Annotated in this window: 11 protein-coding genes; 5 read left to right on the top strand and 6 right to left on the bottom strand. The window is 70.4% G+C overall.

The window, feature by feature from the left end:
* Window positions 1-115: 115 nt before the first annotated feature.
* From ACZ3HV_RS15050 to ACZ3HV_RS15040, 3 genes are all read right to left on the bottom strand, one after another.
* On the bottom strand, window positions 116-313 hold the full coding sequence (locus ACZ3HV_RS15050) for a hypothetical protein (protein ID WP_465684585.1): 198 nt from the start codon (window positions 311-313) through the stop codon (window positions 116-118).
* Window positions 314-497: 184 nt separating this feature from the next.
* Window positions 498-1,166 carry a DUF4097 family beta strand repeat-containing protein gene (locus tag ACZ3HV_RS15045; RefSeq protein WP_465684583.1) on the bottom strand — a complete coding sequence of 223 codons (669 nt, stop codon included), beginning with the start codon at window positions 1,164-1,166 and terminating at the stop codon, window positions 498-500.
* A 146-nt stretch (window positions 1,167-1,312) separates the two neighbouring features.
* Window positions 1,313-2,146, bottom strand: a complete 834-nt coding sequence (locus tag ACZ3HV_RS15040; protein WP_465684581.1) for an aminoglycoside phosphotransferase family protein — start codon at window positions 2,144-2,146, stop codon at window positions 1,313-1,315.
* Between the two features lie 70 nt (window positions 2,147-2,216).
* On the opposite strand from ACZ3HV_RS15040, the gene ACZ3HV_RS15035 reads away from it, so the two are divergent.
* From ACZ3HV_RS15035 to rsgA, 4 genes are read left to right on the top strand one after another with little or no spacing between them, the layout of a single operon-like run.
* Window positions 2,217-2,942 carry a DsbA family oxidoreductase gene (locus tag ACZ3HV_RS15035; protein ID WP_465684579.1) on the top strand — a complete coding sequence of 242 codons (726 nt, stop codon included), beginning with the start codon at window positions 2,217-2,219 and terminating at the stop codon, window positions 2,940-2,942.
* 46 nt (window positions 2,943-2,988) lie between these two features.
* Window positions 2,989-3,600, top strand: coding sequence for a DoxX family membrane protein (locus tag ACZ3HV_RS15030; protein ID WP_465684577.1), 612 nt, complete (start codon window positions 2,989-2,991; stop codon window positions 3,598-3,600).
* A 54-nt stretch (window positions 3,601-3,654) separates the two neighbouring features.
* Window positions 3,655-4,926, top strand: a complete 1,272-nt coding sequence (gene aroA / locus ACZ3HV_RS15025; protein WP_465684575.1) for a 3-phosphoshikimate 1-carboxyvinyltransferase — start codon at window positions 3,655-3,657, stop codon at window positions 4,924-4,926.
* Window positions 4,926-5,948, top strand: a complete 1,023-nt coding sequence (gene rsgA / locus ACZ3HV_RS15020; RefSeq protein WP_465684573.1) for a ribosome small subunit-dependent GTPase A — start codon at window positions 4,926-4,928, stop codon at window positions 5,946-5,948. The genes aroA and rsgA overlap by 1 nt, the downstream gene beginning before the upstream one ends.
* On the opposite strand, the gene ACZ3HV_RS15015 is transcribed toward rsgA, so the two are convergent.
* Window positions 5,941-6,435, bottom strand: coding sequence for a DUF2231 domain-containing protein (locus ACZ3HV_RS15015; protein ID WP_465684571.1), 495 nt, complete (start codon window positions 6,433-6,435; stop codon window positions 5,941-5,943). The genes rsgA and ACZ3HV_RS15015 overlap by 8 nt on opposite strands.
* Window positions 6,436-6,606: 171 nt before the next feature.
* On the opposite strand from ACZ3HV_RS15015, the gene hisN reads away from it, so the two are divergent.
* Window positions 6,607-7,386 (top strand): histidinol-phosphatase, encoded by a 780-nt coding sequence (gene hisN / locus ACZ3HV_RS15010; RefSeq protein ID WP_465684569.1) that lies wholly within the window; start codon window positions 6,607-6,609, stop codon window positions 7,384-7,386.
* On the opposite strand, the gene ACZ3HV_RS15005 is transcribed toward hisN, so the two are convergent.
* Window positions 7,370-8,575 (bottom strand): RNA polymerase sigma factor, encoded by a 1,206-nt coding sequence (locus tag ACZ3HV_RS15005; protein WP_465684567.1) that lies wholly within the window; start codon window positions 8,573-8,575, stop codon window positions 7,370-7,372. The two genes, hisN and ACZ3HV_RS15005, sit on opposite strands and share 17 nt — an antisense overlap.
* Window positions 8,568-8,915 carry a YciI family protein gene (locus tag ACZ3HV_RS15000; protein WP_465684565.1) on the bottom strand — a complete coding sequence of 116 codons (348 nt, stop codon included), beginning with the start codon at window positions 8,913-8,915 and terminating at the stop codon, window positions 8,568-8,570. Before ACZ3HV_RS15000 ends, ACZ3HV_RS15005 begins: the two co-directional genes overlap by 8 nt.
* Between the last annotated feature and the right edge of the window lie 107 nt (window positions 8,916-9,022).

Here is a 9,022-nt window from a genome sequence, read left to right as displayed (position 1 = left end):
TCCCTCCCCCCCCCCCTCCCCCCCCCACCCCCCCCCCCCCCCCCCCCCCCCCCCCCCCCCCCCCCCCCCCCCCCCCCCCCCCCCCCCCCCCCCCCCCCCCCCCCCCCACGCCTGCTCAGGCGAGTGCCTGGTAGACGGTGGTCCAGAAGTCGTGCATGAGCTGTACCGAGTACGGGGCGGACGCCCCGACCTGGGTGAGCAGGATTCCGGTGAGTTGGTTCTCCGGGTCGGCGTACGAAGAGGTACCGCTCCCGCCGTCCCAGCCGAACTGGCCGACCGGCGCGTAGTCGCCGCGGTAGGTGCGCACAGCCATCCCGAACCCCCAGCCGCCGTGCTGCCCCTGCCCGAACGAGATGTGCACGTTGTCGCGGGCCAGGGCCTCCCGGGCGGCGTGGTAGTCGTCGACGGTGGAGTTCAGTCCGCCGCCACCGCCCGCGAACGCCGGCGGCGTGCTCGGTGGTGGACATGATCATGTACTCCTTCGATCGATGACGCGGTCAGAGACTGCGGGCAACGATGTCGCCGACGGTGGTGGTCGCGTGGATGGTCAGCTCGGCGGCGGCGCCTTCGGCGTTCTTGAGCGCGTTGCTGATCCGTCCGGTGGTGGTGCCGGCGTCCAGCGAGGCCGAAGCCCCGGCAGCGGCGCCGATCTCCACGTCACCGGCGACGGTGCGCAGTACGACCGAGCCGCGGACGGCCTCGGCGACCCGGATGTCGCCCTTGCTGGTGCGAATCTCGGCGGGGCCGTTGAGGCGGCCGACCGTGACGTCACCGGCGGTGGTGGTGATGCGGGCGCTCGCGACCTCGTCGAGGTCGATCGAGCCGTGCTCGCTCTCGACGGCCACCTCGCCGAACCGTCCGGCAGCCCGGAGCTCGGCACTGGCGGCCTTCACCTGGACCCGGGAACCCGCCGGCAGCTGGACCGTCACCGCGACGGATCCGGACGGCCCGAAGTACTGGTTCTTCGCGACGACCTCGATCCGCAGGACGCCGTCGCCGTACTCGACCTTGGCCTCCTCGGCCACCTTCACGTCGCGGCCCTTCGAGGGGTCGGCGGGCAGAATCTCGACGGCGGTGTCGGTCCGGTCGGCGGCGATGAACTGGACGCGTCCCGCGGGGATGTCCAGGACAGCGGAGATCGGCTCGGGGGTGTTGAAAGTAGGCATTGTCGTACCTTCCTGATGCGTTGTTGACGACCTGATGACTGAAACGATCGACGACCGCCCTGACACCAAGCAGCCACCGTGCTGACACGACCGAAGGACGGTTGTCAGCACCCGAGCCGATCGGCGATCACCGGCCCGGCCCGCGGTCACAGCAAGCGCTTGAGAGCGGCCCGGCCCGCCGGGCCCCAGGTCGGCTTGCCGCCGGGCAAACCCTTGTCCCCGGCATCGCCGACCGAGATCAGCGCGAGCGCCTTGCCGACGGCCCAGCCCCGGGCGCGCGTGATCATCGCGTCGTCCGCGGCCGCGTAGGCGTCGAAGAAGCGGTCGGCGGCACCGTCGGGCAACAGCACCCACGCGGCGGCGAGGTCGCACGCCGGATCGCCGACGCTCAGGTCGCCGAAGTCGATCACCCCGGTGAGCATCCCGTCGGCGACGACGATGTTCGCGGGATGCAGGTCGCCGTGCAGCCACACAGGCCCGCCGTCCCACTCCGGCGCGGCCACGGCCTCGTCCCAAACCTTGCGGACAGCAACGGGTGCGTCCTCGTCGATTCCCAGAGTCCGCAGCGGGACTCCCCGGTCGTAGCTGACCGGTCCGTCCGCGGGCGCGTCGACGTGCAGGGCCTGCAGGAACGTCGCCAGTGTGTCGGCCGCCTCGACCGCGGTGATCGGCGTACGGTCGGCCGGCTCGCCGCCGACCCAGGTGGTGACGAGCCAGGTGTGCGGGAAGCGCTCGGACGGCTCGCCGATGCGCTGAGGCACTGGTACCGGCAACGGGAGCCGCGGCGCGAGCTCGGGCAACCAGCGGTACTCCTTGCGCAGCAGCTCCGGCGCACGCTCCGTCCGCGGCAGCCGCACCGCGAGCTCGTCCCCGAGCCGCCAGAGCTGGTTGTCCCAGCCTCCGATCACCTGACCCAACGCCAGGTCGGCGAGGTCCGGATGCTGCTCCTTCAACAGTCCGCGCACCAGTTCTTCGTCCATGGAGCGTCAGACGCGTCACAACCGGATCGGGTTGGGAATAGCGCCGGAATGCTCCGAGTTGCCGACAAGCATGCGTATTGATGTGTGGTCCGACGTCGTCTGCCCGTGGTGCTACATCGGCAAGCGGCGGCTGGAGCAGGCGCTCGAGCAGAGCGGGGACCGGGCCGAGATCGTCTGGCACAGCTTCCAGCTGGATCCGTCGTCGACGAACGACGACCCGCGGGACCTGCCGACCCGGCTCGGCGAGAAGTACGGGCGCGGCCGCGAGTGGGGCGTGCAGGCGAACGCCCACGTCACCGAGATCGCCTCGGAGCTCGGCCTCGAGTACCACCTGGATCAGGCGAAGTCCGCCAACACCGTCGACGCACACCGCCTGCTCCATCTCGCTCGTGAGCTGGTCGAGTCCGGCCAGGTGCCCGCCGACACCCAGGACCGCCTGAAGGAGCGCCTGCTCAAGGCGTACTTCACCGACGGCCTCCCGGTCGGCGACCACATCACCCTGACCGAGCTGGCCACCGAGGTCGGCCTCCCGTCCGACCGGGTCCAGGAGGTCCTCGCGAGTACGACGTACACCGAGGAGGTCGCCGAGGACCAGGCGCAGGCGCTGGCGTACGGCGCGAACGGGGTGCCGTTCTTCGTGATCGACGAGAAGTACGGCGTGAGCGGCGCGCAGCCCGTGGAGGTGTTCCAGGAGGCCCTGCGGCGGGCGAACGCGGACCGCAAGCCGGTCACGCTCATCACCAGCCCGGGTGCGACCGACGACCCCACCTGCGGACCTGACGGGTGTGCGATCTGACTCTTGGGTACCGGGAGTCATCGAAAACTTGGTGTATGAAGGAGGCATGACTGTCGTGCGCGCTCTGGCCAGGCCGTTGCTGTCCATGATCTTCGTCGTGCAGGGTGTGAACTCGATCCGCAACCCGGAGCCACTGGTGCCCAAGGCCCAGCCGGTGACGGACCGGTTGGTGCCGATGGTGAAGCGGGTCGCGCCGGCGCAGGTCGGCGACCGGATCCCGGAGACCACGGTGAACCTGGTCCGCCTGAACGGTGCGGTCCAGGTCCTCGGCGGTCTCGCGCTGGCCAGCGGCAAGGGCCGGCGGGTCGGCGCCGCCACGCTGGCGGCCACGCTGATCCCGGTGACCGTCGCCGGGCACCCGTTCTGGCAGATGAAGGACAAGGAGACGCGGGCCGCGCAGCGGATCCAGTTCATGAAGAACCTGGGCCTGTTCGGCGGCCTGTTGCTCGCCGCGGTCGACACCGAGGGCAAGCCGGGTGTCGCCTGGCGCGCCACGCACGGCGCCAAGGCCGCGAAGCGCGAGACCAAGCGCGGCGCGAAGGCAGCCAAGCGCGAGACCAGGCGCGGCGCTACGGCGGCCAAGCGCGAGGCCAAGGACCTGGCCCGCGAGGCCCGGCACGCCGCGAAACTCGCCAAGGCGCAACTGAACGTCGGCTAACGCCCCAGCGCCCATGCCCTAGGCTCAAGGCAGTACACGAGCCGAAGGAGTGGGATGAGTACAGAGCAGGGCTGGCCGACGCCGCGCGTCAACGGACCGGTCACCGGCCGGGTCACGGTGCCCGGATCGAAGTCGATCAGTAACCGCGCTCTCATCCTCGCCGCGCTCGCCGACGGGCCGTCGCACCTGACCGGCCTGCTCGCCGCCCGCGACACCGCCCTGATGCGGTCCGCGCTGGTATCCCTCGGCGTCGGCATCAGCGAGAGCGGTACGACGGTCACCGTCACCCCAGGTTCGCTGAAGGGCCCGGCGAGCGTCGACTGCGGTCTGGCCGGCACCGTCATGCGCTTCGTCCCACCCGTCGCCGCACTGGCCGACGGTGTGGTCGCGTTCGACGGCGACGCGTACGCGCGGGAGCGTCCGATGGACGTCATCCTCGGCGCCCTGCGGACCCTCGGCGTACAGATCGACGACGCGGGCACCGGACGGATGCCGTACACGGTCTCCGGCACCGGCTCCGTTCGTGGCGGCAAGGTGACGCTCGACGCGTCCGGTTCGAGCCAGTTCGTGTCCGCGCTGCTGCTGGCCGGAGCCCGGTACAACGAAGGCGTCGACATCCGGCACGACGGGAAGCCGGTGCCGTCGCAGCCGCACCTGGACATGTCGGTGGGCATGCTGCGCGAGCGCGGCGTCCAGGTCGACGACAGCGAGCCGAACCGCTGGGTCGTTGCCCCTGGCCCCATTCGGGCGCTGGACACCGCGATCGAGCCGGACCTGTCGAACGCGGCGCCGTTCCTGGCCGCGGCCGTGATCACCGGCGGCGAGGTCACCGTGACCGGCTGGCCGTCGCAGACCACCCAGCCCGGCGACCACCTGCGTGAAATCTTCACCCGCTTCGGCGCGGAGGTCACCAGCACCGACGAGGGTCTGACGGTTCGCGGCACCGGTCGCGTGCAGGGCGTGGACCTCGACCTGAGCGAGGTCGGCGAGCTCAGCCCGGTGATCGCGGCGGTGGCCGCGTTCGCGGACGGACCGTCGTACCTGCGGGGGATCGCGCACCTGCGCAACCACGAGACGGACCGGCTGGCGGCGCTCGAGCAGGAGTTCAACGCGCTCGGCGGTGACGTGACGCAGACGGCCGACGGGCTGATCGTTCGGCCGAAGCCCTTGCACGGCGGGCTTTTCGGCACGTACAACGACCACCGGATGGCGCACGCCGCCGCCGTACTCGGCCTGCTCGTCGACGGCGTGCTGATCGAGAACATCGGGACCACGGCGAAAACCCTGCCCGAGTTCCCAGAGCTCTGGACCGGGCTCGCCGGCTGATGTCGCGGTACGACGAGGAGGCCCGGTACGACCGTCCGAAGCGCCGGACCCGGCCGCGGACCAAGGACCGCCCCTCGTACGACGACGCCACCATCGGCTTCGTCTTCACCCGCGACCGCGGGCGGTACGCCTGCTGGGTCCAGGACGCCCACGGAGGCCACGAGGTGACCGCGATGAAGGCGCGTCAGCTCGGCCGCACGAGTGTGATCGTCGGTGACCGGGTCAAGCTCGACGGCGACGCCAGCGGCTCCGAAGGGACGCTGGCCCGGATCGTCGAGGTACTCCCCCGGACCACGCTGCTGCGCCGATCGGCCGATGACGACGACCCGGTCGAACGACCGCTGGTCGCGAACGCGGATCAGCTCGTCATCGTCGTCGCAGTCGCGAACCCGGAGCCGCGGACCGGACTGATCGACCGCTTCCTGGTGGCGGCGTACGACGCGGGGATGCGGCCGCTGCTGTGCCTGACCAAGACCGACCTGGCCGACCCGGATCCGCTGCTGTCGATCTACCGCCCGCTCGGGGTCGAATCCGTGGCGACCCACCAAGGTGGCGACCTCAGCGAGCTCCGTGCGCAACTCGACGACCGTACGAGCGTCCTCGTCGGCCACTCCGGCGTCGGCAAGTCGACCCTGGTGAACGGGCTGATCCCGGGTGCGGACCGGGCGATCGGCGTGGTCAACGAGGTGACCGGCCGTGGGCGTCATACGTCGACCAACACTCTGGTGCTGCGCCTGCCCGACGGCGGATGGCTCATCGACACCCCCGGCATCCGCACCTTCGGCCTGGCCCACGTCGAGCCGGACCAGCTGATCCACGCCTTCCCCGACCTGGCCGAGATCGCCGAGACCTGCCCGCGCGGCTGCACCCACACCGAGACCGCTCCCGACTGCGCCCTCGACGAGGCAGTCGCCGAGGGTCGCGCCGACGCCGAGCGGGTCGCGTCGTTCCGCCGGCTCCTCGCCAGCCGCGAAGGCCGCGAGACCCGCCAGGACGCCGTACCGCAGCAGGACGCTACTTAGCCGGGAGCTGGCCGTCCCAGACCGCCTTGGCGCCGGCATCGCCGGTCCGGATGGTCTGCCAGAGGACGAGGACGGCGATCACCACGACCGCGGCCTGGGTGACGAGCTCGAGCGGGCGGCTCGTCGTTGCCTTCTCACCCTTTCCGCTGGCGAGCGCAGACGTGCCGCCGAGCAGCAGGAAGGCGGCGACGGCAACCACGGCGAAGGTCAGGCAGTACCAGAACAGCAGGTTGCCACGCTGCTCGTGCAGCTCGACCGGCTTCTGCAGCGTCGGCACCGCGGCCACGAACGCCTCGCCGCTCTTCTTCGCCACGAACGCGCAGACCAGCGCACCAATGCCCAGCAGCAACGCCGGCCACCGCAGGAACCAGCGCCACTTCGGCACCAGCGCGAAGACGATCAGCGTGAGCGCGGCCACCGGCAGCAGCACCACCGCCAGGTGAATCACGAGCACATGCAGCGGCAGGTCCCCGAAGCGCTCGAACATGGACGCCTCCCGGCAGTCGTATGACGTGGGTCAGACACTAGGGCATGGCGCCCGGTGACATTGCTCTTAGCACGTTCGACGACCGGATTCGGTTCAACTCGCGCCGCAACCGATCCGCAACGTTTGCGGTCACTTGCCCCGCTGAGCGGGGTGACGGGCTAGCCTTCCGGCATGCCTTCGCACACGGATGACCTGCGGCTCGCCCACATCCTGGCCGACGACGCGGACTCGACCACGATGGACCGCTACAAGGCGCTCGACCTGCACGTGGCCACCAAGCCGGACCTCACCCCGGTGAGCGAGTCGGACAAGAAGGTCGAGGACGTGATGCGCAAGACGCTCTCCCGGGCCCGCCCGCGGGACGCGTTCGTGGGCGAGGAGGACGGCACCTCCGGCTGGGGCGTCCGCCGCTGGGTGGTCGACCCGATCGACGGCACCAAGAACTACATCCGTGGCGTCCCGGTCTGGGCCACGCTGATCAGCCTGATGATCGAGGACCAGGTGGTCGTCGGCGTGGTGTCGGCTCCGGCGCTGGGCAAGCGCTGGTGGGCGTCGTACGGCGATGGCGCCTGGACCGGCCGCGCGCTGCACTCGTCGCAGCCGTGCCGGGTCAGCGACGTGAGCAAGATCGAGGACGCCTCCCTGTCGTACGCCTCGCTCAAGGGCTGGGAGAAGATCGGCAAGAAGAACCAGTGGGCCGAGCTGATGGAGTCCTGCTGGCGGACCCGCGCGTACGGCGACTTCTGGTCCTACATGCTGGTCGCCGAGGGAGCCGTCGACATCGCCGCCGAACCGGAGCTCAACCTCTACGACATGGCCGCGCTGGCGATCATCGTCGACGAGGCCGGCGGCAAGTTCACCTCGGTCGAGGGTGCTCCCGGTCCGAACGGCCCGAACGCCGTCGCCACCAACGGCCGCCTGCACGACGAGGTGCTCAAGCGCCTCGAGTGATCCGCCGCTGCAGGAACTCCGCCTCCACGGCATTGCTGGTGAACGCCAGCGCCTCCTCGTACGCCGCCCGAGCCTCCTCCACCCGGCCGGTCCGCCACAGCAGCTCGCCCCGCGTCGACGCCAGATAGGGGTACGTCGCCAACGCCGGATCGTCGGCCAACTCCGCCAGCGCCACCTCAGGACCGGCCACGTAGCTGAGCGCGACCACCCGGTTCAACGCGACCACCGGCGACGGCCAGCACGCCAGCAAAACGTCGTACAGGCCGAGGATCTCCGCCCAATCGGTGTCCTCCCAGCGTGCCGCCTCACCGTGCACGGCGGCGATCGCCGCCATCAGCCCGAAGCGCCCGGCCGACTGTCCCAACGCCTCACGCACCAGCGCCAACCCTTCAGCGATCAGCGCTCGATCCCACAGCGACCGGTCCTGGTCCTCCATCAACACCAAGTGCCCGGCACCATCCACCCGGGCGGCCTGCCGGGACTCCGTCAGCGCCAGCAGCGCGAGCAGACCCGCCGCCTCCGCGCTGTCCGGCAACAGCAACCGCATCATCCGGGCGAGATCGATCCCCCGCCGCGCCAGATCCGGCCGGGTCAGCCCCTCTCCATCCGCCGCCGTGTGTCCCGCCGTGTAGACCAGATGTACGACGTCCAGCACCGCGTCGATGCGCTCCGGCAGATCGGCCCGCCGCGGGATCCGGTAAGCGATCCCCGACCTCGAGATCTTGTGCTTCGCCCGGGTGATCCGCGCTTGCATCGTCGCTTCCTTCACCAGGAACGCCTTCGCGATCTCCGCCGACGACAACCCGCACACCAACCGCAGCGTCAACGCAATCTGTGCTTCCTGCGCCAGCGCCGGGTGACAGCACGTGAATACCAGTCGTAGCCGGTCGTCCGGGAACACCCCGGGCGCGTCCTCGGCGTCCGGCACCAACATCGGAAGCTTCCGCCGTGCGACATCGGCCCGCCGCCGCAGTTCCAGCGCTCGCCGCGTGGCGACCGTCGTCAACCATGCACCCGGCCGCCGCGGCACGCCCTGCTCACGCCAATGCACCAGCGCCTTGGCGTACGCGTCCTGCACGCAGTCCTCGGCCAGATCCAGGTCGGCCGCGACCCGCGCCGTGGCGGCCAAGACGGCGGCCCACTCGGTCGAGTGGGCCTCCGCCACGGCCTGAGTGATCTGATCAGCCACCGTTGATGATGGGACGCACCTCGACCCCACCCATCGGCGACGGGACCTGCTTCGCGATCTCGAGCGCCTCGTCCAGGTCGGCCGCCTCGATCAGGTAGTAGCCGCCCATCACCTCTTTGGTCTCCGCGAACGCCCCGTCCGTGACCACGAACCCGCCGTTGCCGTCGGACCGGATCGACGTCGCGGTCCTGCTGTCCCCCAGTTGCGCGCCACCGCGCAGCGCGGGGCCGTTCGCGTCGGCGAAGGCCTGGTGGTTCTTGTGGTTCTGCTCCATCACGGACGGATCTGCCGCGTCCCACTTGGCTTCGTCGTCGTAGATCATCACCAAGTACTTGCCCACTGATGTCACCTCTCTTGTGCGGGTCGGTCCCAACATCTACCACTCCGATGCGCGACCTGGGCCGAGATCGACATCTCACCCGAACAATTTCCGGACCACGTAGGGTG

The sequence above is a fragment of the Kribbella sp. NPDC020701 genome (assembly GCF_055562215.1).
The sequence above is the reverse complement of the archived record's forward strand: the minus strand, read 5'-3'. Positions and strand labels throughout refer to the sequence as shown.

Excerpts from the sequence above, each read along its gene's own strand:
- ACZ3HV_RS15050 (WP_465684585.1), bottom strand. The coding sequence starts at position 313 with ATGGCTGTGCGCACCTACCGCGGCGACTACGCGCCGGTCGGCCAGTTC.
- ACZ3HV_RS15045 (WP_465684583.1), bottom strand. The coding sequence starts at position 1,166 with ATGCCTACTTTCAACACCCCCGAGCCGATCTCCGCTGTCCTGGACATC.
- ACZ3HV_RS15040 (WP_465684581.1), bottom strand. The coding sequence starts at position 2,146 with ATGGACGAAGAACTGGTGCGCGGACTGTTGAAGGAGCAGCATCCGGAC.
- ACZ3HV_RS15035 (WP_465684579.1), top strand. The coding sequence starts at position 2,217 with ATGCGTATTGATGTGTGGTCCGACGTCGTCTGCCCGTGGTGCTACATC.
- ACZ3HV_RS15030 (WP_465684577.1), top strand. The coding sequence starts at position 2,989 with ATGACTGTCGTGCGCGCTCTGGCCAGGCCGTTGCTGTCCATGATCTTC.
- aroA (WP_465684575.1), top strand. The coding sequence starts at position 3,655 with ATGAGTACAGAGCAGGGCTGGCCGACGCCGCGCGTCAACGGACCGGTC.
- rsgA (WP_465684573.1), top strand. The coding sequence starts at position 4,926 with ATGTCGCGGTACGACGAGGAGGCCCGGTACGACCGTCCGAAGCGCCGG.
- ACZ3HV_RS15015 (WP_465684571.1), bottom strand. The coding sequence starts at position 6,435 with ATGTTCGAGCGCTTCGGGGACCTGCCGCTGCATGTGCTCGTGATTCAC.
- hisN (WP_465684569.1), top strand. The coding sequence starts at position 6,607 with ATGCCTTCGCACACGGATGACCTGCGGCTCGCCCACATCCTGGCCGAC.